At 54.1% G+C, this 25,583-nt stretch carries 21 protein-coding genes and 1 pseudogene; 9 read left to right on the top strand and 13 right to left on the bottom strand.

The window, feature by feature from the left end; genetic code table 11:
* Window positions 1–5 precede the first annotated feature (5 nt).
* On the bottom strand, window positions 6–353 hold the full coding sequence (locus G462_RS0112885) for a HopJ type III effector protein (protein ID WP_026959356.1): 348 nt from the start codon (window positions 351–353) through the stop codon (window positions 6–8).
* 174 nt (window positions 354–527) lie between these two features.
* Between G462_RS0112885 and G462_RS0112880 the strand changes: the two genes are divergently transcribed.
* Window positions 528–959, top strand: a complete 432-nt coding sequence (locus G462_RS0112880; RefSeq protein WP_026959355.1) for a GNAT family N-acetyltransferase — start codon at window positions 528–530, stop codon at window positions 957–959.
* A 115-nt stretch (window positions 960–1,074) separates the two neighbouring features.
* On the opposite strand, the gene G462_RS0112875 is transcribed toward G462_RS0112880, so the two are convergent.
* Window positions 1,075–3,060 carry a methyl-accepting chemotaxis protein gene (locus G462_RS0112875; protein ID WP_026959354.1) on the bottom strand — a complete coding sequence of 662 codons (1,986 nt, stop codon included), beginning with the start codon at window positions 3,058–3,060 and terminating at the stop codon, window positions 1,075–1,077.
* Between the two features lie 378 nt (window positions 3,061–3,438).
* Between G462_RS0112875 and zntR the strand changes: the two genes are divergently transcribed.
* The 6 genes from zntR to G462_RS0112845 all read left to right on the top strand — a co-directional run bounded on the left by zntR (window position 3,439) and on the right by G462_RS0112845 (window position 9,282).
* Complete coding sequence (zntR, locus tag G462_RS0112870; protein ID WP_026959353.1) at window positions 3,439–3,846, top strand: Zn(2+)-responsive transcriptional regulator; 408 nt, start codon at window positions 3,439–3,441, stop codon at window positions 3,844–3,846.
* The gene (locus G462_RS0112865) at window positions 3,830–5,056 is read left to right on the top strand and encodes an SO_0444 family Cu/Zn efflux transporter (protein ID WP_026959352.1); all 1,227 of its coding nucleotides are present in this window, start codon (window positions 3,830–3,832) and stop codon (window positions 5,054–5,056) included. Before zntR ends, G462_RS0112865 begins: the two co-directional genes overlap by 17 nt.
* 40 nt (window positions 5,057–5,096) lie before the next feature.
* Window positions 5,097–5,651: a prolyl-tRNA synthetase associated domain-containing protein gene (locus G462_RS0112860; protein ID WP_245579566.1), complete on the top strand. Its 555-nt coding sequence runs from the start codon at window positions 5,097–5,099 to the stop codon at window positions 5,649–5,651.
* A 191-nt stretch (window positions 5,652–5,842) separates the two neighbouring features.
* Window positions 5,843–7,291: a mannose-1-phosphate guanylyltransferase/mannose-6-phosphate isomerase gene (locus G462_RS0112855; RefSeq protein ID WP_026959350.1), complete on the top strand. Its 1,449-nt coding sequence runs from the start codon at window positions 5,843–5,845 to the stop codon at window positions 7,289–7,291.
* Window positions 7,292–7,306: 15 nt separating this feature from the next.
* Window positions 7,307–8,689: a phosphohexomutase domain-containing protein gene (locus tag G462_RS0112850; RefSeq protein ID WP_026959349.1), complete on the top strand. Its 1,383-nt coding sequence runs from the start codon at window positions 7,307–7,309 to the stop codon at window positions 8,687–8,689.
* Between the two features lie 119 nt (window positions 8,690–8,808).
* Window positions 8,809–9,282 (top strand): hypothetical protein, encoded by a 474-nt coding sequence (locus G462_RS0112845; RefSeq protein WP_026959348.1) that lies wholly within the window; start codon window positions 8,809–8,811, stop codon window positions 9,280–9,282.
* Between the two features lie 75 nt (window positions 9,283–9,357).
* Here G462_RS0112845 and G462_RS0112840 read toward each other — a convergent pair whose 3' ends face one another.
* The 7 genes from G462_RS0112840 to G462_RS0112810 all read right to left on the bottom strand — a co-directional run bounded on the left by G462_RS0112840 (window position 9,358) and on the right by G462_RS0112810 (window position 18,882).
* Window positions 9,358–12,519 carry an efflux RND transporter permease subunit gene (locus G462_RS0112840; protein WP_026959347.1) on the bottom strand — a complete coding sequence of 1,054 codons (3,162 nt, stop codon included), beginning with the start codon at window positions 12,517–12,519 and terminating at the stop codon, window positions 9,358–9,360.
* An 8-nt stretch (window positions 12,520–12,527) separates the two neighbouring features.
* Complete coding sequence (locus G462_RS0112835) at window positions 12,528–13,643, bottom strand: efflux RND transporter periplasmic adaptor subunit (protein WP_026959346.1); 1,116 nt, start codon at window positions 13,641–13,643, stop codon at window positions 12,528–12,530.
* A gap of 388 nt (window positions 13,644–14,031) precedes the next feature.
* The gene (locus G462_RS0112830; RefSeq protein ID WP_026959345.1) at window positions 14,032–14,466 is read right to left on the bottom strand and encodes a DUF2780 domain-containing protein; all 435 of its coding nucleotides are present in this window, start codon (window positions 14,464–14,466) and stop codon (window positions 14,032–14,034) included.
* 80 nt (window positions 14,467–14,546) lie between these two features.
* Entirely contained in the window at window positions 14,547–15,395 is an 849-nt protein-coding gene (locus G462_RS0112825) for an ABC transporter permease (protein WP_026959344.1), read from the bottom strand.
* 2 nt (window positions 15,396–15,397) lie between these two features.
* On the bottom strand, window positions 15,398–16,636 hold the full coding sequence (locus tag G462_RS0112820; protein ID WP_035477689.1) for an ABC transporter permease: 1,239 nt from the start codon (window positions 16,634–16,636) through the stop codon (window positions 15,398–15,400).
* A 35-nt stretch (window positions 16,637–16,671) separates the two neighbouring features.
* Window positions 16,672–17,742: an ABC transporter substrate-binding protein gene (locus G462_RS0112815; protein WP_026959342.1), complete on the bottom strand. Its 1,071-nt coding sequence runs from the start codon at window positions 17,740–17,742 to the stop codon at window positions 16,672–16,674.
* Window positions 17,743–17,775: 33 nt separating this feature from the next.
* A complete protein-coding gene (locus tag G462_RS0112810) occupies window positions 17,776–18,882 on the bottom strand; it encodes an ABC transporter ATP-binding protein (RefSeq protein WP_026959341.1) in 1,107 nt (368 codons plus the stop codon).
* A gap of 849 nt (window positions 18,883–19,731) precedes the next feature.
* On the opposite strand from G462_RS0112810, the gene nhaA reads away from it, so the two are divergent.
* The gene (gene nhaA / locus G462_RS0112805) at window positions 19,732–20,934 is read left to right on the top strand and encodes a Na+/H+ antiporter NhaA (protein ID WP_026959340.1); all 1,203 of its coding nucleotides are present in this window, start codon (window positions 19,732–19,734) and stop codon (window positions 20,932–20,934) included.
* Here the strand turns inward: nhaA and G462_RS22760 are convergent.
* The 3 genes from G462_RS22760 to G462_RS0112790 all read right to left on the bottom strand — a co-directional run bounded on the left by G462_RS22760 (window position 20,904) and on the right by G462_RS0112790 (window position 24,416).
* Window positions 20,904–21,569 (bottom strand): cupin domain-containing protein, encoded by a 666-nt coding sequence (locus tag G462_RS22760; RefSeq protein ID WP_425393732.1) that lies wholly within the window; start codon window positions 21,567–21,569, stop codon window positions 20,904–20,906. The two genes, nhaA and G462_RS22760, sit on opposite strands and share 31 nt — an antisense overlap.
* A 12-nt stretch (window positions 21,570–21,581) precedes the next feature.
* Entirely contained in the window at window positions 21,582–22,643 is a 1,062-nt protein-coding gene (locus G462_RS0112795; protein ID WP_026959339.1) for a PQQ-dependent sugar dehydrogenase, read from the bottom strand.
* A gap of 159 nt (window positions 22,644–22,802) precedes the next feature.
* Window positions 22,803–24,416: a BCCT family transporter gene (locus G462_RS0112790; RefSeq protein ID WP_026959338.1), complete on the bottom strand. Its 1,614-nt coding sequence runs from the start codon at window positions 24,414–24,416 to the stop codon at window positions 22,803–22,805.
* A 338-nt stretch (window positions 24,417–24,754) separates the two neighbouring features.
* Here G462_RS0112790 and G462_RS0112785 point away from each other — a divergent pair.
* Window positions 24,755–25,225: pseudogene (locus G462_RS0112785) on the top strand (peroxidase family protein); the annotation flags it as partial.
* A gap of 147 nt (window positions 25,226–25,372) precedes the next feature.
* Here the strand turns inward: G462_RS0112785 and G462_RS22755 are convergent.
* On the bottom strand, window positions 25,373–25,583 hold a 211-nt coding region (locus G462_RS22755; RefSeq protein ID WP_035477687.1), incomplete at its 5' end, for a transposase.

Here is a 25,583-nt window from a genome sequence, read left to right as displayed (position 1 = left end):
GCCGTTTAAGCCATAGCGCTTAGCGGCGTGCTGTCGAAACTTACGCCGTCCCAGCCATGTTGCATAAACTGGCGGATGTTTTGATGATCACTCCCTTGCGGGTTCGCGAGCACATCTTTGCGGTAGTAGTCACCGAACAGGTGTAGGGTTTGCGCGGGGCTTAGCTGATGCAGCTCGGCGAAGGCCAGTATTTTACATGAGCCATTGTTTTCTCCGGCAGCGTTTTGCTGGGCACCGTTAGCAAAGGCCGTCGCCTCAAAGTCATAGTGTTGGTCAATCACGGCCATGGTTTGGCTAAAGGCAATGGCTTCTGGCGCGCTCGCCAGCTGCTGTAAAAAATCGCTAAGTTCCATAGTGATAGGTCGGCTCATCCGATGAAAAAGCGCTAGTTTACCGGATATGCGGTGAACTTCAATTGCCCGCCCTATTGCCCTTAATAAGCATGCAGCCCCCGCGTTGAAGGGGCTTACGGCTATTGCTATACTGCGCGCCCCTAACTGGATTGCAGAACAACAAGAGTAGTCATTATGCATGTTGAACCAGCATTTCCACACGAATACGCCGAGCTGTTGGCGGTGTGGGAAGATTCAGTCCGGGCGACTCACACCTTTATCACAGAAGACGATATTGCGTTTTTTAAACCGCTGATTATCGAACACGGCTTCCCGAATGTGGCACTGCATTGCGTTAAGACAAGCGCTGGTGCGATTGAAGGCTTTATCGGCTGCCAAGGCGGCAAGGTAGAGATGCTGTTCGTACTCGATTCAGCCAGAGGCAAAGGGATAGGCAGCGCACTGCTGAACTTTGCTGTGGCTGAGCTGAGTGTGAATAAGGTGGATGTAAATGAGCAAAACCCTGAGGCGGTCGCGTTCTACCAGCACATGGGCTTCCATGTGGTATCGCGCTCGCCGCTTGATGATATGGGCAAACCCTTTCCCATACTCCATATGACACGTTGAGCCGCCGGCTAAGCCCGTCACTCTTTGTCAGAAGAAGCGCCCGAGACTAATAAGCTCGGGCGTTTCCGTATATGCGTTTCAACACGCGTATCAACATTCGTTTCAAACATGGCGCTTAAAGCTTAAAGCCCGCCAAGGCTTCGAGCTGCTCTTGGGATTGGCGCTGCAGCGACTCGCTCACATCGAGGTTGCGATTGGCATCGAAGCCCGCCTGCTCTCCCAGTTCGACAATGGTTTTCACGTGCTTGCTAACATTCACCGCTACCTGATGCTTCTCTTTGGCGTTGGCAGCAATATCCACGCTATGGCTTCGAACGCTAGCCAACAACTTGGCTACTTCCAGCAACTGCGCTTCGCTTTGTTGGGCGCTGACCATACAGCTCTGTACCAGCGTCTCGCCCTGTTGCATAAGATCCATGGCTGATTGGGCGCCTTTTTGTAAGCCCTCGACCACTTCGAGGATGTCATCGGTGGAGGCCTGGCTGCTGGCGGCCAGCGTTCTCACTTCGTCGGCCACTACCGCAAAACCGCGACCTTGTTCGCCGGCCCGTGCTGCCTCAATGGCAGCATTGAGGGCCAGTAGGTTGGTTTGCTCGGACAGGCCGCGGATCATATCGACGATGGCATTGATGCCCAGGCTCTGCTCTTTAACCTGCTGGACCTGCGCGCTGGCATCGTCCATGGCTTGTTGCAGTTCCTGACTGCTTTGCAGAGTGACCTTAGCGGCATCTTGCCCCTGTCGGGTGAGCTGGTCGAGCTGCTCAATGGATTGCTCACTCTCGATGGCTTGATGAACCACTTCGCTAACGCCTTGCTCCATAACATCCACCGCGTCGCTTACTTGCAGGCTTTGCTGCTGTTGGCTGGAGAGGAGTTGATGGGTGTGTTGACTGGTGGTCATACCTTGCTGGGCGCTTTGCGCCAGCGAGTTGGCTTGGTGATTAACGTTGCTGATGATCTTACTGACTTGCAGATTAAGCTCGCAAAGGTTACGTGCAATCTGGCCAAATTCGTCTTGGCTGGTGGCCTGCGGTGTTTGGCTGAAATCGCCCTTGGCCATGCGCTGAATCGCCGTCAGAGTCGATTTAAGGGGCTTGCGGATGCTGGTAACAATGCTGGCGATTACGACCACCGACAGTAGCAGTGCAAAGGCCGCAACGCTGACGGTGCGCCAGGTGGCGCGGTTTGCCGACTTGCGGGCGTCTATTGAGGCCTGAGTGATAATGTCATTGATCGCCTGCGATAGCTGCTCTAACTGCACAAGCGCTTGGTCGGTCTGTTGATTGAGCAGCTCCAGCTGAGTCTGCTGCTGATGCTGCAGCTGTTGCTGGGTGGCTAGCAGGCCAAAGCTGCCTTGGTCACTGAAGCTGGTTGCCAGTAACTCGAAGCTGGCGCTAAGCTCGCTCGCGGTATCGGCGTCGCTTTGCTGTAGCTGTTGGTATTTTTGCTCAAGCGACCCGCGATAGCCTTCCAGCACCGGCATCTGATTGGCAAACTGCGCTGGATCGTGCATCACGAATAGCTTCTCGGCTAGGGCTAACAGAGACCGCGCGTCATTTTCTATGCCGGTAATCAGCCACTCATCGGTCTCATCTACCATGTCGAACAAGAAACCCAGTTCATCGATGAGCGATACCCAACGTTTGTTAAACTCGCTGCGCAATTGGGCTTGCTGCGACTCGGCCAGAACCGCTTGCTCGCGCAAGGCGAGCTGGTGCTCTGCTGTTGCTTGTAAGTGCTGGATGGGTGCCTCAAGCTGTTGCAGTTGCTCAGTGACTCGTGGGTAGTTGCTGGCCAGGCTCTGCAAGGCGCTTAAACGCTCGCGAAATCCTTGCGCGGCCACCTCGACCTGCTGCTCCCTAAAGCGGCGCTGCTCGGCGGCGTTAGCAACGCTGTGAATGCTCACCTGACGGGCACTATCGAGCAGCAAGCCACTGAGCTGGTTGGCTTGCTCGGCCATGGGGGCCAGCTCTTGCACCGTAATGTTGAGTTGCGCTTGCAGCTGGCGGACATTGAGTCGCGCCATGGTTGCAATTGCTGCCAGCATAAGCAGCAGGATCGCGAAACCGGCGACAATGCGTGTGACGACTGAGAGTTTCATGTGGCTTCCTTGCAGGGGCAATCTATCTGTATTGAGGAAAAATTGCCCGAAATATCAATTAGTAAGCTAATATCGCAAGTGTTTTACCACATTGGGAAGTGGAATGACCAGTTTTTACTCACCACAATCGCGCGTCAACTTAGTTAAAAGTGACAGTGAACACTCAAAATCCAGTTGATCTGCAGGTGTTGTTTACATCTGCTAGATACTTTACTAACAAACTGGCTTACAGCGGCAAACCGACAAGATCTAATTGGTTAACCCAAATGCTTTGCGAGAGATGAATTTTTCGTGGCATTTAATTGCACCTATAGGCTTGACCTTAAACATTGCTTTAGGGTTTAACCTTAAGCTGTTATCCATCCACCGAGATCGACGATGTATCAAATAGGTGAACTCGCCAAACGCCTTGGCCTCAGTCAGGCCACACTGCGTTTTTATGAACGCGAAGGGATCATTGCCCCCGCGGAGCGGGCCGACAACGGCTACCGCTACTACAACTCGCTCCACGAGCGACAGCTTCGCTTTGTGCTGCGCGGCAAGCAAGCGGGCTTGTCCAACAGCGATATGCGCGAGATGGTGCACCTTAAAGCCCATGCCGAAGAGTCGACCTGTCGCGAAGTAAAAGACATCGTCGACCTCAAACTGGCCAAGGTGAAAGAGAAGCTTGCCGAGCTGCAGGCCTTTGAGCGCTCCCTCAGTGATTTAAGTGCGGCGTGCTGCGGTAGTGACGAGCTAGCCACCCATTGTGCGATTCTGGAGGCCCTCGATGAGTTTGTTGACTAACCTGTTCGACCTGTTTGTGGTGGCCGCGCCCTGGTTGGTGTTCGGCTACACCGTTGCGGCCTTGATTAAACAGTTTGTGCCGGCCGATTTAATGGCGTCGAAGCTTGGTGGCACCGATGCAAAAACCACGGTGCGCGCCGCCTTGATTGGTGCGCCACTGCCCCTGTGTTCCTGCGGTGTGATCCCGGCAGCCCTTGGGCTGCGCAGAGCTGGTGCATCGAAAAACGCGACCACCGCCTTTTTAGTGGCCACGCCGGAAACCGGGGTGGATTCGGTGGCGGTCTCTTACGCGATGCTCGGGCCAGTTATGGCGGTGATACGCCCAGTTGCCGCGATTACCAGTGCAATCTGCGCCGGGCTATTAGTTGGGCGAAGCGAGGATAGTGAGCTACAAGCTGCATCGGCGGCAACTGCAGCAAGCAAGAGTTGCTGCGCTTCTAAAGCCTCAGCCAGCAAGGCCACTGCTTCTAACGTCGACGCAGTCAAGGCGGAGAGCAGTTGCTGTAGCAGTAAGTCAAAACCGGAAGTCGTAACCGCAGAGCCACCGGCAACCAGCTGTTGTGCTAGCGAAAACAAAGCAGCTGCCAAACCATCGAGCGGCGGCTGTTGTAGCTCAAAAGCGAAGGCGCCAACAACGCCAGGTCTGGTGGAGCGTATTCGCCAAGTGCTGCGCTATGCCTTCGTGGACATGGTGGGAGATACCTACCGCTGGTTGCTTATTGGCTTATTCTTTGCCGCCATCGTACAAACCTACGTGCCGCAGCAGTGGCTGACCGAGTGGGGGCAGGGGCCAGCAGCCTTGCTGATTATGGCGGTGATTGGGGTACCGATGTACATCTGCGCCACCGCTTCCACCCCGGTGGCTGCAGGCTTCTTGCTGGCTGGGATTTCACCGGGCGCAGTGCTGGTGTTTATGTTGGCAGGCCCGGCCACCAATATTGCCACCATTGGCTTGGTCAAAAAAGAGCTGGGCAACCGCGCGCTTGCTGCCTATCTCGGGGGCGACATTGGCGTGTCGCTACTGTTTGGGCTGTTGCTTAACTGGCTGGTGGAGCACTTCGGCTGGGAGATTGTCCCTACCTTAAGCCACGATCATCAGCATGCCGCCATCAGCCTATTGGTGTGGGCGGCAACTGCATTATTAGCTGGCGCTATGCTCAATGCCTTCTATCAAAAGCAGCTTAAGCCGTTTAAGCAGCGCTTGGCTTGAGGTAGTATCACTGGCCTAAACGATTGATATAGTTGCCTCAGTGAACTCAACGCTATATACCCACGATTCGCTGCTCACATGGTTACGTGAGCAGCAGATCGATTTTGAATACTCGGAGCATCCTGCGCTTAGCACCGCGCGCTGCGCCGAGCAGTATCAACTCAACCGCTCCGGTCAGCGAATCAAAAACCTGTTTCTCAGAGATAACTATGGCCGCCGCCATTTTCTGTTGTTGGTGCCCGCAGACAAACTCGTCGACTTAAAAGCCTTAGCCAAACAGCAGCAACTGTCGCGACTGGGTTTCGCCTCCGATGAGCGCTTGGCCCTGTATCTGGGTGTGCAGCCCGGCTGCGTATCGTTGCTCGCACTGATAAACGATAGTGAGTGTCAGGTGGAGCTATGGATCGATGAAGAGTTATGGCGTGGTGCTAGTTCCGAGCAGCGCATTGATGAGCATGCCTTGCAGTGTCATCCGCTGGTTAATACTGCCACTGTGGTGCTCTCTCCCTATCAGGTCGAACGGTTTTTACGCCTCACCGGCCATCAAAAGCAATTGCTAGGCGTTCCCGCGCGCAAGCTGGTCCAAGGTGGCTAAAATTGTTTCAAGTGGATGTTTTTTTCTACAAAGAGCCACAATAGAGTGATAACTTGTGATCTGGTTCAAGTATTTTCGGCGATGTGCTCGTAGAGTACAACGCTACAAGGATGTAGGTTAAGCGGCTGGAGCACTACCAGCGACGCCGATTTTCGCTGTAAGCTAGCATGCGTGTAAACAAGGAGAGTTTCATGTTACTACCCGTCATTATGGCAGGGGGCTCAGGCACAAGACTGTGGCCACTGTCCCGCGTTCTTTATCCCAAACAACTGATTCCCCTAGTGGGCGAGCAAAGCATGTTACAAGCCACCGTGCAGCGCTTGTTTGGCTTATCCACCAAGCCGCCACTGGTGGTGAGTAACGAAGATTATCGCTTTATCACCGCAGAGCAACTGCGGGCGATCAACCAGCTGGACAAGATCATCCTTGAGCCAGAAGGGCGTAACACCGCACCAGCTATTGCGCTGGCAGCGCTTGAGGCCCAGTGCCTGTATCCCGATGACGACCCTCTGCTGCTGATCTTGGCGGCCGACCATGTGATCCGTGACGAGCAGGCCTTCCAGCAGTCGGTGCGCAAAGCGATCCCGTTTGCCGAGCAGGGTAAACTGGTTACCTTCGGTATCGTCCCCGACCAACCCGAGACCGGTTATGGCTATATCAATGCCGGCCAACCGGTATTTGTCGATAAAGGCGCAGATCAGCCCAACGATGCCTTCGAGGTCAAAGAGTTTGTCGAGAAGCCCGACAAGGAAACCGCAGAAGCCTACCTCAAGAGCGGCAAATACTACTGGAACAGCGGTATGTTCTTGTTCCGTGCGTCGGTGTACTTGAATGAGCTGAAACGCTTCCGAGAAGATATTCATCAGGCCTGCGTGGCATCGATGGCTGAGACCACCCCTGATATGGATTTTGTACGGGTCGATAGCGAGGCATTCGCCGCTTGCCCGGCCGAGTCCATCGACTATGCGGTAATGGAGCCACTATCCGCCGCAGGCGATGATGTGGTCGTGGTGCCCATGGATGCGCAGTGGAACGATGTAGGCTCTTGGTCGGCGCTGTGGGATGTCACCGACAAGGACGACGATGGCAACTCGTTTAAGGGCGACGTGCTAAGCCACGAGAGCCACAACTGCTACGTATCGGCAGAGAACAAATTAGTTGCCACTGTGGGGGTTAACGACCTGGTAGTGGTGGAAACCAAAGACGCGGTACTGGTCGCCAATAAAGGCGAAGTGCAAAAGGTGAAGAAGATCGTCGAGCAGCTTAAAGAGGCTGGGCGTGGCGAGCACCTCAACCACCGCGAAGTCTATCGTCCGTGGGGTAAATACGACTCCATCGATGCGGGGCACCGCTATCAGGTGAAACGTATTACGGTGAAACCCGGCGAAAAGCTATCGGTACAGATGCACCACCACCGCGCCGAGCACTGGATTGTGGTGAAGGGCACCGCCATGGTGACCAATGGCGACGAGACGTTCTTGGTGTCGGAAAACCAATCTACCTACATCCCCATCGGTGTCACTCACGCGTTGGAGAACCCGGGCAAGGTGCCACTGGAGCTGATTGAGGTGCAATCGGGCTCGTACTTGGGTGAAGACGACATCGTGCGTTTTGAAGACCGCTATGGCCGACTGAAATAGGGATGAAGTAGCAATATGAAGATGGCAATGGATTGTTTTAAGGCCTACGACATCCGCGGCAAGCTCGGTGAGCAGCTCAACGATGAAGTAGCCTATCGCATCGGTCGTGCGACCGGACAGTTTCTTAAAGCAGAAGGACATCCCAAGCCTGCCGTGGTGGTTGGCGGGGACGTGCGTGAAACCTCAGAGCCGCTTAAACGCGCGCTGGCCAGCGGCATTATGGATGCTGGTTTGGATGTTATTGATATCGGCATGGTGGGCACCGAAGAGATCTACTTCGCTACCAAGCACCTTGATGTTGCCGGTGGGGTAGAGGTGACCGCCTCGCACAACCCCATAGATTACAACGGCATGAAGCTGGTGCGCGAGCAAAGCAAGCCCATTTCTGGCGATACCGGTCTGAATGACATCAAGGCGCTGGCAGAGAGCGGCGAGTTTGCCCACTGCGAGCAGGCGGGAGGTTTTCAATCGCTTAGCCTGACAGACGCCTACGTGGAGCATCTACTCGGCTATATCGATGTCGCCAAGCTTAAGCTGCTAAAAATCGTGGTGAACGCGGGTAATGGCGCTGCCGGGCACGTGGTGGACGCACTGGAACAGAAGCTGCCTCAGATTGAGTTTATCAAGGTGCACCATGAGCCCGATGGCAGCTTCCCTAACGGGATACCGAATCCACTACTGCCGGAGAATCGCTCAGCCACCTCTGAGGCGGTTCTCGCGCATGGCGCTGATTTGGGGATTGCCTGGGATGGCGACTTCGATCGCTGCTTCCTGTTCGATGAAAACGGCCAGTTTATCGAGGGCTACTACATTGTCGGCTTGTTGGCTGAGGCATTTCTGCAGCAGCAGCCGGGGGCGAAGATCATCCATGACCCACGACTGACCTGGAACACTCAGGCGGTGGTGGAGCAAGCTGGCGGTGTGGCGGTGATGAGTAAAACTGGCCATGCCTTTATCAAAGAGCGGATGCGCCAGGAAGATGCCATCTACGGCGGCGAGATGAGCGCCCACCACTACTTCCGGGATTTTGCCTACTGCGACAGTGGGATGATCCCGTGGTTGCTGATTGCTGAATTGGTGTCGGTGAAAGGCCAAGGGCTGGCTTCGATGGTGGAGCAGGCGATCGGCCAGTTCCCATCATCGGGCGAGATTAACTCGCGCCTCGAAGACCCCAACGCGGCCATCGAGCGGGTGTTGAACACCTATCAAGAAGCGGCGGCCAACATTGACCATACCGATGGTATCTCCATGTGCTTCGCCGACGAGCAGGGCGCTTGGCGCTTTAATCTGCGTAGCTCCAACACCGAGCCGGTAGTGCGCTTGAATGTGGAGTCGCGGGGAAATATCGCGTTGATGGAGCAAAAAACCGAAGAAGTATTGGCGATTTTGCGAAGTTAATTGCCAGTTCCCCGTTCTAATAAAAGGCCAGCGTCATGCTGGCTTTTTATTAGCTGAAACAGCAAAACTTACTATCTTTAATATAGTCATTAACCTTGCTAGACGTTACGGGAATCAAAATGAAGAAATACATTCCGCTGATACTTTCCATCTTTGTTGCTTTTGTTTTCTTGCAATCCCTGTTCTTCAAGTTTGCAGGTTTGTTTGGTGAACCTGCTGATATCACCGTTTACATCTTCCAAACCGTAGGTGCCTGGATGAGCAGCATTGGCCTCGGTGTGGTCGGAGAGCTGTTCGGCCAGTATGGCGAGTTAGCGATTGGTGGCGCCGAGCTAGTGGCCAGCATCCTGATTCTGCGCGCAGCAACCCGCTTTTATGGTGCGCTGCTGGGCTTCGGTATTATCTCCGGGGCGATCTTCTTCCATATCTTCACTCCGTTAGGGCTGTTCCCTTACACCGATTTAACTTGTCTGAAAGCAGGCTGCCCGCAAGAGTATGCGCTGTTCTTTATGGCCTGCGGCGTATGGCTAAGCTGTGGCTATCTGATTTTGCGTCACCTTAAGCCTGCGCCAGCGGTGGCTGCGGCAGAATAGCGCTTGCACGTAAACCAAAGCAAAAAGGCCTTCGCATGCGAAGGCCTTTTGCTTTTACAGCTTATAGAGGCGGGCTTACTCGTCTTCGTCGACCACTTCGATCAACTTGGTTGAGCCGCCGTGGAATTTCTCACGCAGACGCTGAATCATCGCGTAGAAGCCTGGGATGAAGAAGGTACCAACCAACAGTACGCACAGCAGACCACCGACCAGCGATACACCCAAGGAGTTCTGACTCATCGAGCCTGCACCGTTGGCGTAGATCATCGGGATCATACCGAAGATGAACGACCAAGAGGTCATGTTCACTGCGCGGAAACGCAGGGTACCGCCTTTCACTGCTGCATCAGCGATGCTGTCTTCGTTGTCTTCCCGGCGCATACGGGCGAATTCCACGATAAGAATCGCATTCTTCGCCGCCAGCGCAATCAGCAGCACCAGACCGATCTGGGCATACAGATTAAGTGGGAAGCCTGCTAAGTGCAGCGCTAAGAACGAGCCAAGGGTTGCAACGGGTACCACCAGAATAATCGCCAAAGGCACGGTCCAGCTTTCGTACTGCGCCACCATAAACAGGTAGATAAACAGCAGTGCCAAACCAAAAGCGTAGATCGCCAGGTTGCCCGAGAGTTTTTCCTGATAGGCCAGACCGGTCCACTCGTACTGGTAACCGTTTGGCAGGACCTCTTCGGCGACACGCTCCATGGCGGCGATGGCATCACCGGAGGAGAAGCCTGGTGCCGCTTCACCGCGCAGGGTAGCTGAACGGAACATGTTGTAACGCCAAGCCACGTCAGGGGCGAATACCTGCTCAACGCTAACCAGAGTGCTCAGTGGCACCATATCGCCGTTACCCGCGCGAACGTGGAACAGGCCAAGGTTATCGAGGCTGGAGCGATATTGATCTTCTGCCTGCATGGTGACTCGGAAGTTACGGCCAAAGATGGTGAAATCGTTGACGTAGATGGAGCCGAGGTTACCTTGCAAGGTGGTGAAGATATCGGTCAGTGGAATGCCTAGCTGCTTCGCCTTCACCCGGTCGATGTCCAGATAGAAGTGCGGCACGTCGGCGCGGAAGGTAGAGAAGGCACTGGTAATCTCTGGCGCTTGGTTGGCGGCAGCTGCCACTTCGCGCATCACCTCAGCCAATTCACTACGCGAGCGACCACGGGTGTCTTGCAGCACAAACTCAAAACCAGAGGCAGAGCCCATACCCGGAACCGCTGGCGGTCCAAAGGCGAACACCATGGCATCTTGGATCGCCATAAACGCCGCTTGGTTGAAGCGGTTGGCAATGGCATCAGCACTGTGGTCGCCGTCCAGCTCGTTGCGTTCGTTCCAGTGACGCAGCTTAACGAACATAGTACCCGCGTTGGACTGCATGGTACCGGCCAGTAGACCGTAACCTGGAATCGCACTCACTACCTCGATACCCGGCTCTTGAACCAGTAGCTGCTCAGCAGTTTTCACCACCTCGTAGGTACGTTCCAGTGACGCCGAATCAGGTAGCTGTACGTTCACCATCAGTACGCCTTGGTCTTCTTGCGGTACGAAGGCGGTGGAGGTGTTGCTGTTAAACCAACCCGCCGCAGCCAGAGCCAATACAAAGAAGGCCAATAGGAAAACCGTTTTACGTACCAGGAAGCCGGCAGCGCGTCCGTAGTTGGTGGTGACCCAATCCAGGCCGCGGTTAAAGTAGGTAAACCAGCGCGCATGCATCTTGTCGCCGGGCTTAAGCACCAGTGAACAGATTGCCGGGGAGAGTGTCAGGGCGTTAATCGAAGAGATCACAACCGCAATACAGATGGTAATCGCGAACTGGCGATACATCACCCCAGTAATGCCAGGCAGCAACGATACTGGGATAAACACCGCCAGCAGTACTAGCGTTGAGGAAATGATCGGCCCGGTTACTTCCTTCATGGCGCGTAAGGTTGCCAGTTTGGGACTGATATCAGGGTTAGCCGCCATCTTCACGTCTACGTTTTCGATCACCAGAATCGCATCATCCACCACAATACCGATCGCCAGAATCAAACCGAACAGGGTGATGGTGTTGATCGAGAAGCCGGTGGCCAACATAAAGGCAAAGGTACCAACCAGCGATACCGGAATGGCGACTACTGGTACCAAGGTAGCACGGAAGCTACCCAAGAACAGGTAGGTCACCGCGATTACCAGCAATACCGCTTCAATCAAGGTACGCAGTACGTTGCTTACCGACTCTTCAATAAACAGGGTAGTGTCGTAGGCCGCTTCATAGCGCAGATGCTCGGGGAAGCTGGTGTTGCTCATATCCTCCAGCAGCGAGAAGATCGCTTCGCCGGTTTTAAGGGCGTTGGCGTCACTCTGGCTGTTGATGATAACCGTCACCGACGGCTGGCCGTAGAACTCACCAAACACGTTATAGGCCTGTTGACCCAGTTCGATGCGAGCTACGTCTTTAAGGTAGACCGCCGAGCCATCGGGGCGGGCATTCAGTACCACGTCACCGAACTCTTCTGCGGTTTCCAGACGGCCCTTGGTCAGCAGGTTAAACTGTACTTCGTTGTGGGCATCGCTCGGCGGCGCACCGATCGAACCTACCGCGACCTGAGCGTTTTGCTCGCGCAATGCGTTACGGATATCCGAGGTGGTCAGGCCGTAGTTGGCCAGCTTCTGCGGGTTAATCCAGATACGCATCGCGTACTTAGCGGCACTCAGTACATAGGCCTCACTCACACCTTGAATACGGGTGAGCTGATCTTCCAGGTTCAGGCTCAGGTAGTTACTGATAAACGAGTCCGAGTACTCGCCATTGGGCGAATAGAAGGTTAGTGCCATCAGGAAGTCGGAGGAGCGCTTGTAGACGCTAACGCCCACTTGCTGTACCTCGGGAGGCAGTTGCGATTCAATCTGAGTTACTCGGTTTTGCACGTTGATCTGTGCCATATCCGGATCGGTGCCCAAATCAAAGGTTACGTTGAGGCGATAGGCACCGTCGTTGGAGCTCTTCGAGTCCATATACAGCATGTTTTCCACACCGTTGATGCCTGACTCGATGATCTCACCCACCGACTCTTCCACCGTTTCAGCGCTGGCACCGGTGAAGTAGGCGGTAACGCCGACCGATGGCGGGCTGATCTGCGGGTATTGGGATACCGGCAGAATGTTGACAGCTACCAAACCGGCTAGCGTCAACAGAATTGAGATAACCAGCGCAAACTTAGGGCGCTGGATAAAGAAACGACTTAACATCTGCGCTCCTACTGCTGCTCGATATGCTCAGTAATGGTGACGTTGGCGCCCGGGCGCGCACGCTGCAGGCCTGAAACGATGATGGCTTCGCCACCTTCAAGGCCGCTGAGAATGGTGGCGCCTTGTTCAGTTACGGGGCCAAGGGCGATGTTGTGGCGCACCACGGTTTGCTCGTCGTTGACACTTAGCACGAACTCGCCTTCCAGGTCGCTTTGCACTGCGCGGCGCGGGATGGTTACGGCGCTTTGTGCTTGCAAAGCACTAAGTTGCAACTCAACGTATTGGCCTGGCAGCAGACGGTAATCTGGGTTAGCAAAGCGGGCACTCATGGCGAGGGTACCGGTTTGCACATCGATACGGTTGCCGACAAAGTCAACTTCACCCATCTCGGAGTAGGTCTGGGCATCACTTAGGAATAGGGTGATCTCGTTGCTGGTACTGGCGCTATCGGCGCTGTCCATCTTCAAGCGCAGGCGCTCACGCTCCGACATGTTAAAGCTGGCGCGGATTGGGTCCATGCTAACCAGGGTCGTCAGGGCGGCATTCGGGCTGATCAAATCACCCGGAACAACTTGGCTGCGACCAATACGGCCATCGAAGGGCGCGCGGATGGTGGCGTTCTTAAGGTCGACTTCGGCGGCGCGTAGCTGCGCCTTAGCCGCTTCAACTTGGGCTTCAGCAGAGGCTTTATCTGCGGTCATACCATCGAAGTTGGCTTGGCTGATCGCTTTGGTCACCAGCAGTGACTTACCACGTTCCCAGTTAAGTTCGGCGTTCACCAGGTTGGCTTTGGCTTGGGAGATGGCTGCGCGGGCTTGGGCAACTGCAGCTTGGTAACGGATCGGGTCGATTTCGTAGAGTACATCGCCTTTGCTGACCAGTTGTCCGTCTTCGAAGTGGCGCGAAATCAGATAACCGCTTACCTGAGCGTGAATCGTCACATCATCATAGGACTCGATACGGCCAATGAAGTTGGTCGATGGGAAGTGCTCAATCACCTCGGCGGTTTGTGTGCGAACAAGAGTTGGCGGCACCTGCTGTTCGGTAGCATTGTCGCTACCGCAGGCAGCTAGCAAGAGCGCGCTCGAAAGCAGGCCTATCTTTGCGGGTTTTAGTAATCGCATGTTTTATCTCCGTGCGAAAGCACTGAGCTAGGGATGCAACTCTCTTACTTATCCTATTGAGATTGTGGAGCTTCCATGCGATCGAAACGAGTTGGCAACTACCATCGCTCAAACAGTTGTGGATGAGGCAATATACGCGATTAGAGGGTTTTTCTGAAAGTAAAAGTGTGATTTACATCACGCAGTTATCATGGGTGATGTTGGTGTGATGTTGGTGTGATATGCGTTACGCGAGGAGATAAAATGTTGCTGCCCCACTGGATAGTAAATGAGACAGCAAAGAGCAAAGTAAATGGGGCAGCAAAGTGCAGAGCAAAGAGGGCCGCAAAATGCTTTTACAGCTCCTTGTGTTAGCCATTTAGAATGAGCTGGAGGAGCTAACTGAGAGCTAGTCGCCCCAAATAGTGCCCAGCGGCCCAATCAGGCTCTCACCACCGTTGTTGCCTAAATAATCCATAATCAGCGGCACAAACTGCTGCACCATGCCCACATCCAGGCCAAGCGCTGAAAAGGCCTGCTCTACGCCGGGCATATCGGTAATGCCGCCAAGTAGGCTGCTGCTGGCATCGCCACCGCCCAATAGCTGACCAAGTAGATCGCCATCTTCACCGCTTAGCCGGCTTGTCGCCAAAGAGGCTAGCGCAGCCGTGCCGCCACTGGCTTGGCTGGAACTGATGCCCAGTTGCTCGGTCAGGGTCGATATCAAGCCGCTAGACGCTGACTGGGAAAGGGTCTCTTCCGCTGAATCTAGCAAGGACGAGAGGCCGCCAGCATAGGCGTTAAGGCTGAATGCGGTGAAAAGGACAATGCTGAGGTATTTCATGTGTTACTCCGTGTACGTCAAGAGGACTAAGCGTAGCCGAGATAGACGGATCTGCCAGCTACTGCTTCTATGATGAAGGGCTATTGAGTCCCAAGGCGTATACGCACGGAGCGGGCGCGTAGGTATTCGAGCGTGAGCAACAACAGAGCAGAGACGATAACCAGCAAGGTAGCCACTGCCAAAATAGTGGGATTGATCTGCTCGCGCAGCCCCGAGAACATCTGTCGAGGAATGGTGCGCTGCTCTGGCCCGGCTAAGAACAGCACTACCACCACTTCATCGAAGGAGGTGACAAAGGCGAACAACGCACCGGAGATCACCCCGGGGCGGATCAGCGGCATAATCACCTTAAAGAAGGTATAGCCGGGTTTAGCACCAAGCCCTAGCGAGGCGTGTACCAGCGAGTAGTCAAACCCCGCCAGTGCGGCATTAACAGTGATTATCACAAACGGTGTGCCCAAAGCGGCGTGGGCGATGATCACCCCCAAATAACTGCCCGCCAGATTGAACTGGGTATAGAAAAAGAACATCCCTGCGGCGGTGATGATCAGCGGCACGATCATCGGCGACAGCAGCACCGCCATAATCCAGCGCTGCGCCGGCATGTTGGGGTTACTCAGGCCAATCGCGGCCAAGGTGCCCAAGGTGGTGGCAATCAAGGTGGCGAAGAAGCCAATAATAAAGCTGTTCTTGATCGCCAGTAGCCACTTGTCGTCTTCGATGATCTGTTGATACCACTTAAGCGAGTAGGCATCGGGCTCCAGCGCCAACATGCCCGGGGTAAAGCTAAAGAAGGGCTCGGCGTTAAACGACAGTGGGATCACCACCAAAATCGGCAGAATCAAAAATGCAAGCACCAGATAGGCGCTGGCTGACAGCATCAGCGAGCCAAGTTTTTGCAGTGGGCTGTAATAGGAAGGAAAGGCCATCGTCACCCCAGCTTGATGTTGTTTACGCCGACCATGCGGTCGTACAGCCAATACAGCGCCAAAATCAGCACCAGCAGCAAACTACCCAGCGCCGCGGCTAGCTCCCAGTTATTGGAAGACTGCATATGGAAGGCGATGATGTTGGAGATCATCTGCCCGTCGGTACCGCCTACTAGGGCCGGAGTGATGTAGTAGCCAATCGAGATAATAAATACCAATAACGCACCGGCACTAAGGCCCGGCAGGGTCATTGGGAAGTAGATCTTGGCAAAGGCCGGTAGCGGTTTAGCGCCCAGCGACAGCGCCGCCCTAAAATACGAAGGGTCGATATTCTTCATCACGCTATACAGCGGCAACACCATAAACGGCAGCAGGATATGGGTCATCGAGATAACGGTGGCGAACTCGGTGTAGAGCAGCTCCAGCGGCTGGTCAATAATCCCCAGCACTTTTAAGGTGGAGTTGACCACGCCATTGGTTTGCAGCAAGGCAATCCATGAGGTGGTGCGCACCAGCAGCGAGGTCCAAAACGGCAACAGCACAAACACCAGCAAGGTATTTGCCTTGGCCGACGAGGCATTGGCCAGAAAGTAGCTCAGAGGAAAGGCCAGCACGGCGGTTAGCAAGGTGATCAGCAGTGCGATGCGCAAACTCTTCCAATAGAGTTTGAGGTAGATACGGGTGTCGCGGCTCTCGATATCGCCCTCGGGGCTGAGCTGCAGGTCTAATGCGGTGAGGTAGTAGCGCGAGGTCCACACTTCACCGGCCGAGGCGATGGCGCGCCACAGCGCGGGGTTGTGCCATTTCTTGTGGCTGTCGAGCAGGATAGTGCCTTGGCTTGAAATTATCTCTTGTTCATCAAGGCGTTTGAGCTTGCGCGCGGTGGATTTAATCAGGCTGGATGCACCGGGAAACACCCGGTTGATCTCTTCTGCCAGCTTGCCCGAGCGACGCTCGGCCGCCAGGCTTTTTAGCTCTAAGGCAAAGGTGACCAGGCTGTCGTTGTCGGGAAGCGTGTTCGATTGTGTCTCCCAGCCTTGCATTTGCTTTAGCGTTTGCGGGATGAGTTGCGCCACCGTGGGGTGGTAGACGCTGCGATATAACATCGTCGCGATGGGCGCAACAAAGGCCAGCATCACAAACAGCAACAGTGGCAAGGTAAAGGCGAACAGCACCAGCTTCTTACGGCGAAGCTGGGCTTGGCTGTCGGCAATTTCCTTGATGCTTAAGTGGGCTGGCATTGTCAGTTACCTATCGCTTTGGTTTTTACTGCAGCTTACTCAAGCAGCCACTCGTTGAACTTCTCACCCAGCGATTCGCCATAGTCGGCCCAGAAAACGCCGGAGGCTTTCAGACCTTCATCAAGGTGAGAGGAGGGCAGCTTAGGAATGATCTCTGGATCAACATAGGCATAAGACGACTGGCGGGTTGGGCCATAGGCGATGTCTGGCATGCCACTTAGCGGTTTGGAGCCGGTGGCAAAGCGGACAAACTCTTCCGCCAAGGCTTTCTTCTTGGTGCCTTTTACCACCGCCCATACGTCGAGATCGTAGAGGTGGCCGTCCCACACCATCTCAAAGGGTTTGCCTTCGCTTTGAATGGCATCGAAGATCCGGCCATTGGCCGATTGCACCATCACTGCGCCGCCGTCATTGAGCAGTTGTGGCGCCTGTGACCAGCTGTCGAACCAGATAATGTCATCTTTAATCGATGCCAGCTTATCCAGTGCGCGCTGTTGGCCTTCGTCGGTTTCGAGCAGCGCATACACCTCATCTTTGGCCACGCCGTCGGCCAGCAGGGCCCACTCCATGTTCACCTGTGGGCGTTTACGCAGCGCGCGTTTGCCCGGGAACTTCTCGGTGTCGAACAGATCGGCCACGCTCATCGGCTTGCCGCTGCCGATGGTGTCATTGTTATAGGCAAACAGTACCGTCCAAACAATGTTGCCCACGCCGCATTCGTTGGCCAGCGCTTCTTCAGAAAAGTCTTCCATGGCGGGCGTGCCATCGTCACCCGGTGGCAGGGTGTCCATGGGGAAGGGCTCTAATAGCCCCTCCGAGCAGGCGCGCTCCAGGTCGATTACCTCCACATCGATAACGTCCCACAGGATGTTACCGCTCTCTACTTGCGCTTTGAGTTCAGCGATACCGCCGGAGTAATTCTCAAACAGGATCTCGTGGCCGGTGGCTTCCATAAACGGGTCCAGCATGTGCTTTTGCTGGGTGGCACCATAGGCACCGCCAAACGAAACCGCAGTGAGTGAGTCGGCGTGAGTTGCTGCACTAAACAGCGTGGTTGCACTGAACAAACTGGCAACGAGCAAGGTGGAGCTGACGCGTGTCTTCATTGTTCCTTCCTCTGGGAGCTATCCCTTGTTGGTTTAGGTTGTACTTAAGTTAAGTGCTAACCCGTCGTTGACGGACCACGTTAGACTGGTAACAGCACCAGCGCTGAGCTTAGGTGCCTGATGGTCGTTGAGCTGCTTAATCATGATTTCTGACTTGTCTTCCAGCTGGAAGAAGTAGCGAATAAAGTCGCCCACGTAGAGCTGGGTAATAAAGGTGGCATTGATGCGGTTATCCAAGGCGACCTTATCGCTGGCGATAAACAGGTTCTCTGGCCGCACCGCCAGCACACAGGCTGCTCCTGCTTCTGGGCAATCGCCGGTAAGGGCTTTGACCCGACTGCCATCGCTTAGCTGCAGCTCGGTATAGTCGTTGTTGCGCTGCAGTACGGTGCCTGCCAGGTGATTGTTCTCGCCGATAAAGTCGGCCACAAAGGCGTTGCTGGGGCGCTCATACAGTTGGTCGGGACTGGCGCATTGCTGCACGACACCTTGATCGAATACGGCAATCCGGTCTGACATGGTCAGCGCTTCGGTTTGGTCATGGGTAACATAGATGGCCGTAAAGCCGAGCTGTTCGTGTAAACGTTTGATCTCAAATTGCATCTGCTCACGCAGGTTTTTGTCGAGGGCGCCCAATGGCTCATCCATCAACACAATCGATGGCTCAAAAATCAGTGAGCGTGCCAGCGCCACCCGCTGCCGTTGTCCACCCGACAAATGCCCCGGGTAGCGTTTGCCAAAGTTGCTCAGCTCCACCAAATCCAGTGAGTCGGCCACCCGGCGTTTGACTTCGGTATCTGGGAGCTTTCTCACTTTGAGCGGATAGGCGAGGTTTTCTTCTACCGTCATATGCGGGAACAGTGCATAGTGCTGGAATACCATGCCGATATTGCGGTGGTAGGGCGCTATATGGGTGATGGGTTGGCCTTCCACCAAGATCTCGCCACTGCTGACATCTTCAAAACCCGCCAGCATCATTAAACAGGTGGTCTTGCCTGAGCCGGAAGGGCCAAGCAGAGTCACAAACTCACCTTTGGCGATATCGAGGGTAAAGTCGACCACCACCAAGGTACGTTGGTCGTAGCTTTTCTTAACATTCTTGAACTGTACGTAACAGCTGTTATCTACGGCGGGCGGCATCCATTCCCTCGACACTGCTAGCGCTAAACCTTAATTAGTCAGGCGCGCAACTCGTTAAAAGTTAAAGGTTAAATCTATCGGCAACGTTGTTTAACTACCCATTAAACAAAGCAAAGACTTATCGAAAGGTAAAGAAAAAATCTGTTGCCGTACGCCGAATTGAACATTTACTCAGGCTAGAAGTGAGTTTTCACTAAGGGCTGCGCCTCACTATGCTCTGCGAGTTTGGTCGCCTTTTGAGCAGAGCTAGAGGAATAAAGCGGATTACGCGGCCTATTTAGCAGAACATGGCATTTTAAGGAAAATGCAGAAAATTAAAGTCAAATAGACGCCAGAATCGCCGAGTTTGCTGCGAAACAGCCATTCGCTAGGTAATTTCACATGCTTCCCTTCTTTTTTGATAAATTTATACCCAAACAACCTCAAGATGCAGGATTCAGAGGAGCTCAATGCTCATAGGGCGAGGCGAAAATACGAAGGAATGATGACCCATTTCGAGTGTTTTCAACGAAGAACTATGAGCATTGAGCACCTCCCGAAGGGCGAGTTTTCCAGCCCCTCATGCTGCGTTACTGCTCCTTGATTTAGACCACTATATCGGCGGATCAGTGCCTTGCCTGAGGGGCCGGAAAATCTCGCTGAACAAGCATCTTGAGGTTGTTTGGGTATAGCAACGATATAACCTAACAAGTACATCAACGGACAAAAAATAGACATCACGTTGTCCTAAACATCAAAAAGTCACATTTAAAGGCTGAAATTTTTGAAGGCGATCAAGTTCACAATTTTACCTTGGTCTTAGTGATAACTTACTGACTTGAAAGCACTTACGCATGAGTAGAGGGAATTATGCCAGGCTATATCGAGCGTCTACTGAAAAAAGACGCCGCTAGCGGAATGCTGTTGATGTTATCTGCCGCAATGGCCATGTTCTTAGCCAACGACCTTATCCTCGGCCCTTTTTACTTCGACTTGCTCGACCTTCCCATCCAGTTTCGTATCGCTGAGTTTGATATCCACAAGCCACTGTTGCTGTGGGTAAATGATGGCCTGATGGCCATCTTCTTCTTGGTGATTGGCCTGGAGGTAAAAGAAGAGATCTGCCATGGCAGTTTGTCGTCGCTACAAGGCGCAATGCTCCCCATTATTGCCGCGGTGGGGGGGATGGTGGTACCCGCCACTATCTATGTACTGTTTACCCTCAATAGCCCCGAGTTCCTAAACGGCTGGGCAGTGCCTGCAGCCACCGATATTGCCTTCGCCTTGGGGATTATGATGCTGCTGGGCAAGCGGGTGCCGACCAGTTTAAAAGTGTTTTTGCTGGCACTGGCGATTAGCGATGATTTAGGAGCAATCTTAATCATTGCCTTGTTCTATAGTGGCAAGATCTCCATGGCTGCACTGGGTTGGTCAGTGGTCGCCATGGGCGCGCTGTTTATCCTGAATCGTCGTCGCTATAGTGGCCTGACGCCTTATCTATTCTTTGGCTTGCTGCTATGGACTGCGGTACTGAAATCCGGCTTGCACGCCACGCTGGCTGGTGTGGTGGTGGGCTTCTTTATGCCGATGAACGGCCGGGAGGGGGACTCGCCACTGGCGCATATGAAGCAATACCTCTATCCCTTCTCCAACTTCTTTATCCTGCCGGTGTTTGCCTTCGTCAATGCCGGGGTCGATCTTAGCGGCGTGAGCCTGAGCTTCTTGGCCAGTCCAATCAGTTTAGGGATTATGCTAGGGCTATTCCTCGGGAAGCCATTGGGTATCTTCTGCTTTAGTATGCTGGCGGTAAGACTGGGGATTGCCGAGCTGCCACAAGGCGCCAATCGCACTCAGCTGTTTGCCACATCCAGCTTGTGTGGCATTGGCTTTACCATGTCGATATTTATCTCTTCACTGGCCTTTGTAGAGGCGGCAACCTTGTCGCAATCTCGCTTGGCGATTCTCGGCGGTTCGTTTGCCTCTGCGCTGGCAGGTTACTACTTGCTATGGCACAGCACCCGCGAGCGGCAGCAGGCCTTGATTCAGGCAGAGGTTGGCGCGTCGGTAAAATAGCGCCCTAAACTGCCGGTTTTACGCCAAAGCAGGCAATCATGCTGGGCGTGGCCGGCCACTTGATCTCTGGCCATTCGTATCCAGCTGAACGCCCGCATAAAGCGCTCTCCGATCTTGATGTTTCCCTTCAGTAGAAACAGCTCCTCGCCAAAATCTTGTGCGGCAAGGGGGAGGCTGGCTCCGGCATCGACCGACACCAGGCTAACTCGCTCGTCGTTATGGGTATATAGCTCCAGCTCGGTAACGCCTTCACTCAGCTGGGTCCAGCTTTGTTCTAGCAGCGGAAGTGCTAGTTGGGTGGTATCGCTGGCCTGCATCTGATTGAGTTTGACGAACAGCACGCAGCCATGGTCGCTAAATGGGACATGTGAACTGCCGGGTGGATTACGTAGATAACTACCGGCGGGGTAGTGGCCATTTTCATCGGAGAAGGTGCCATCGAGTACCAGTATTTCTTCCCCTTTGGGGTGCTCGTGACCGTGGAAACTGGCGCCGGGCAGGTACTTAACCACGCTGGTGACCCAGCCGTGTTCGGCGGCCTCCCGCTCCAATGGCTTGCGCAGTACCCCCGGGTGGGGGCTTTCTTGCCAATGCATAGACTCGACGTCGATAAACAGGTTAGTGCTACGATCCATGTTCAACATTGTCTATCCCTCAGGACTCAGATTATAGAGCGCGCCGCTAGGACTGTCGGTAAGAATATACAGTCCGCCGCTAGGGGAGCAGCGCACATCGCGAATACGTTCGTTGATCGGCAGAGCGATTTCCTGTTGCGCCACTATGTTACCCGCTTCCAGCGATAATTCGAGCAACTTTCGCGCTTTTAAGGCGCCGACAAACAGAGCCTGCTGTTGATAGCACAGACCTGACGGTGCGATGGACGGGGTCCAGTGCAACAGTGGTTGCTGCATGCCGGGCAGCGACTGATGGGGGCTGATCTCCGCCCCGGAATAGTCCACACCATAGGTAATAGCCGGCCAGCCGTAGTTAAGGCCGGGCTCTATCAGATTAACTTCGTCACCGCCTTTGGGGCCATGCTCATGCAGGAAAATGCGGCCATCGGCGCTGACGGTCAGCCCTTGCGGATTCCGGTGGCCATAGCTGTAGATCTCTGGCAGCGCGTCTGAGCGCTTAACGAAGGGGTTATCGTCGGGCACGCTGCCGTCGGGATGAATGCGGATTAACTTCCCAAGGTGGTTGTCGAGCTCCTGAGATTGCTGCATCAGGTGATAGCCGTCACCGGTGGTGAGCAGCAGCGTGCCATCGTCAAGCTGCGCCAGCCGCCCGCCAAAGTGATAGGCGCCAGATTTCATCGGGCTTACCTGAAACAGCACGGTGACATCGCGAAGCTGGTTGCCTTGCAAGCGGGCGCTGGCAAGGGTAGTCGCGTTAGCACTGGCGCTGCCTGCGGCATAACTCAGAAATAGTCGCTTGCTGCTGGCAAAGTCGTGGGCGGGGAGTACATCAAACAGGCCGCCTTGGCCCGATGCATAGATGGCTGGCAGGCCGATAATCTCTACGGGGCGAGTGTTGCCGGACAAGTCGACCCGCCACAGCTTGCCACGACGTTCGGTGACTAAGGCTTGTTGGTCGCCAACCAGCGCCATTGACCAAGGGTGAACCAGTTGATCGGTTACGGTAGTGAATTGCCGAGCGATAAGGGCATCGCTGGTACAGAGGCAAACAACAAAAAACCACGCTCGTATCATCCTGACACCTAATGCTGGTCGACGAGTATCTAAGTATTATACGCCAACATCGTTAACCTGCTGAATTTGCGGCAAACCTTTGCGGGAGCGGGAAGTAAAGTAGAGCGGTTGAAAATTGAAGAGGGGCAAATAGGGCCGCATAGGACGCGGCCCCATTAATTACACGTTACTGCGATACGAATACGCGATGCTGCGTGATTGTCCCGCGAATTCGCTGCGCATGCCCATAATCAGGCAGACACACATTACCAGCAGGATCACGGTGAATGGCAATGCAGTGGAGATAGCGCCCGCTTGCAAGGCCTCAATGGCTTCAGTGCCGCCTACCCACAACAGTACCGAGGCGATAAGGCCTTGGCTGGCTGCCCAGAAGATACGCTGCGGCACTGGCAAGCTCACCTTACCGCCAGCGGTAATGCTGTCGACGACCAGTGAGGCTGAATCTGAAGAGGTCACAAAGAACACCAGAATCAGCAGTACTGATACCAGCGACAGCAAAGTGCTCATTGGCATCACTTCGTACAGGCTGAACAGTGCCAGCGACACATCGGTCAGGCCATTGCGGCCCAGCTCGCCGATACCGTTGACCACCTGATCGATGGCAATGCCGCCGAAGGTCGACATCCACAGCAAGGTCACCAAGGTTGGGATCAGCAAGGTGGCGGTAACAAACTCGCGGATGGTGCGTCCTTTCGATACGCGTGCGATAAACATCCCGACACATGGCGACCAAGAAATCCACCACGCCCAGTAGAACACGGTCCAGCCGTGCATCCAGGCTTGGTCTTCACGGCCATGGGGAACGGCCAGAGCGATCATGTTCTCCACATAGCCGCCCAGCGCGTTAAACAGTGATCCAGTCACGACGCCAATGGCGGTCAGGGCCACTACGACGACCAGCAAAAACGCCACAATCAGGTTGATATTACTAAGCACCTTTACGCCGCCATCAATGCCACGTACCACGGAGATGACTGCCAAAGCAGTTACCGAAGCGACCACAATCAATTGCAGGCCAATGCCCACTTCAAGGCCAAATACATGGCTGATACCCGCCGATGCCTGTTGGGCACCCAAGCCCAGCGAGGTGGCTACACCGAACAAGGTTGCCAGCACGGCCAAGATATCGATGATGTGGCCGGCCCAACCCCAGGCTCGATCGCCGAGAATCGGGAAGAACACCGAGCGAATCGAAAGCGGCAGGCCTTTGTTGTAGGCAAAGAAGGCCAAAGATAAAGCCATGACTGAGTAGACTGCCCATGGGTGTAAACCCCAGTGGAACATGGTGGCGCCTAGCGCCAAGCGAGCAGCCTCGGGCGTATTAGCCTCAACGCCCAGTGGCGTTTCAAACCATCCGGTGAAGTAGGCCAAAGGCTCAGCAACACCCCAGAAGATCAAGCCAATGCCCATACCCGCGGCAAAAAGCATGGAGAACCAGGACTTGCGTGAGTATTCGGGCTTTGCCTTGTCGCCACCGATGCGGATCTTGCCGTAGGGCGAGAGAACCAAGGCGATGCAAAACAGCAAGAAGAGGTTGGCAGACCACATGATCAAACCATCAAAATGGTCGATGATCTGCCATTTAATGCTGTCGAGCGCTGATTTGGCGGTGCTGGCATCGACCAGCAGGAGGGTAATGACAAAGAACAATACCAGCGCGGCACTGGTGCCGAACACGGGGTTGTGGATATCCAGACCCCATTTCTGAATATTGTCCTGGCCGACGACGTAGTCGGTGTTGTCGATGCTATATCTGTCAGTGTGAGTAGACACTAATCCTCAATTTGTTGATAGATGAATTTGTTGGGATCACGACTAAACAAAAAGCACCTATGAAAGGTGCTTTGTGGTTACTCATGACGCGGTCATTATCTCAAAACATCTAGTTTCAATCGAAAATACGACACATATCACTGAGGGGGTGGCGTTTTACGGTGTTATTGTAGATTTGACAGGTGGTTAAAACAAAAGCATAAACTGTTTAATGTCAATTAATAGGGCTACTCAATCGTAGTGATATTTTTAATCAACTTATCTAATTGAATATCCAGAACCATACTGTTCAGGTGACTTGGATTACGTCACTCCCCTACAAACAGGAGTTACCAGAAATGTCCGCAAGCAAATGCCCGTTCATGCATGGAGCACTCTCCAGCAATGAGAAGACCGTTACCGAGTGGTGGCCAAAAACCCTTAACCTCGACATCCTGCACCAGCACGATAGCAAGACCAACCCCTTGGGGGCCGACTTTAACTATCAGGAGCAGGTCAAGCAGTTGGATGTGGCGGCGCTAAAAGCCGATCTAAAGGCCTTGATGACTGACAGCCAAAGTTGGTGGCCGGCAGATTGGGGCCACTATGGCGGCCTGATGATCCGCATGACTTGGCATGCTGCAGGCTCCTACCGTGTTGCCGATGGCCGTGGTGGTGCAGGCTCGGGTAACCTGCGTTTTGCGCCGCTCAACTCGTGGCCAGACAACGCCAACCTCGATAAAGCCCGCCGACTGCTGTGGCCGATTAAAAAGAAATATGGCAACAAGCTTAGCTGGGCCGATCTTATCGCCTACGCGGGGACACTCGCTTAGGAAGGTGCGATCAAGCCACTCGTACGCGTAAACCGACCATTTTCTCTTTCTCGAATTTTCTGATTCCGAGATTTTGAATCATTGTGGCCGAATAACTGCCGAATTTGCCCGTTTCAGGCCCTTTATCTGGGCTACTCCCAGATTTTAGGCACACTGATGCTGTTTGCTCCTTAACATCTGGTCAACCCGAACAAGGTTGGCAAGTGCGAATAACATTGCTAGCTGGTTATCGTTTTTCATCAAGCCTTTGTACTGCGCTTTCACGAAACCAAACTGGCATTTGATGATGCGAAACGGGTGCTCGACTTTGGCCCTGATGCTGGCTTTCAAGAACTCCGTTTTTATCGCATTCTTA

This window comes from Aliagarivorans taiwanensis DSM 22990 (assembly GCF_000429505.1).
Classification (GTDB): Bacteria; Pseudomonadota; Gammaproteobacteria; order Enterobacterales; family Celerinatantimonadaceae; genus Aliagarivorans; species Aliagarivorans taiwanensis.
The sequence above is the reverse complement of the archived record's forward strand: the minus strand, read 5'-3'. Positions and strand labels throughout refer to the sequence as shown.

Excerpts from the sequence above, each read along its gene's own strand:
- G462_RS0112840 (WP_026959347.1), bottom strand. The coding sequence starts at position 12,519 with ATGTTAAGTCGTTTCTTTATCCAGCGCCCTAAGTTTGCGCTGGTTATC.
- G462_RS0112795 (WP_026959339.1), bottom strand. The coding sequence starts at position 22,643 with ATGATACGAGCGTGGTTTTTTGTTGTTTGCCTCTGTACCAGCGATGCC.
- G462_RS0112885 (WP_026959356.1), bottom strand. The coding sequence starts at position 353 with ATGGAACTTAGCGATTTTTTACAGCAGCTGGCGAGCGCGCCAGAAGCC.
- G462_RS0112820 (WP_035477689.1), bottom strand. The coding sequence starts at position 16,636 with ATGCCAGCCCACTTAAGCATCAAGGAAATTGCCGACAGCCAAGCCCAG.
- G462_RS0112880 (WP_026959355.1), top strand. The coding sequence starts at position 528 with ATGCATGTTGAACCAGCATTTCCACACGAATACGCCGAGCTGTTGGCG.
- G462_RS0112845 (WP_026959348.1), top strand. The coding sequence starts at position 8,809 with ATGAAGAAATACATTCCGCTGATACTTTCCATCTTTGTTGCTTTTGTT.
- G462_RS0112875 (WP_026959354.1), bottom strand. The coding sequence starts at position 3,060 with ATGAAACTCTCAGTCGTCACACGCATTGTCGCCGGTTTCGCGATCCTG.
- G462_RS0112865 (WP_026959352.1), top strand. The coding sequence starts at position 3,830 with ATGAGTTTGTTGACTAACCTGTTCGACCTGTTTGTGGTGGCCGCGCCC.
- G462_RS22760 (WP_425393732.1), bottom strand. The coding sequence starts at position 21,569 with ATGGATCGTAGCACTAACCTGTTTATCGACGTCGAGTCTATGCATTGG.
- zntR (WP_026959353.1), top strand. The coding sequence starts at position 3,439 with ATGTATCAAATAGGTGAACTCGCCAAACGCCTTGGCCTCAGTCAGGCC.
- G462_RS0112815 (WP_026959342.1), bottom strand. The coding sequence starts at position 17,742 with ATGAAGACACGCGTCAGCTCCACCTTGCTCGTTGCCAGTTTGTTCAGT.
- nhaA (WP_026959340.1), top strand. The coding sequence starts at position 19,732 with ATGCCAGGCTATATCGAGCGTCTACTGAAAAAAGACGCCGCTAGCGGA.
- G462_RS0112850 (WP_026959349.1), top strand. The coding sequence starts at position 7,307 with ATGAAGATGGCAATGGATTGTTTTAAGGCCTACGACATCCGCGGCAAG.
- G462_RS0112855 (WP_026959350.1), top strand. The coding sequence starts at position 5,843 with ATGTTACTACCCGTCATTATGGCAGGGGGCTCAGGCACAAGACTGTGG.
- G462_RS0112825 (WP_026959344.1), bottom strand. The coding sequence starts at position 15,395 with ATGGCCTTTCCTTCCTATTACAGCCCACTGCAAAAACTTGGCTCGCTG.
- G462_RS0112835 (WP_026959346.1), bottom strand. The coding sequence starts at position 13,643 with ATGCGATTACTAAAACCCGCAAAGATAGGCCTGCTTTCGAGCGCGCTC.
- G462_RS0112810 (WP_026959341.1), bottom strand. The coding sequence starts at position 18,882 with ATGCCGCCCGCCGTAGATAACAGCTGTTACGTACAGTTCAAGAATGTT.
- G462_RS0112830 (WP_026959345.1), bottom strand. The coding sequence starts at position 14,466 with ATGAAATACCTCAGCATTGTCCTTTTCACCGCATTCAGCCTTAACGCC.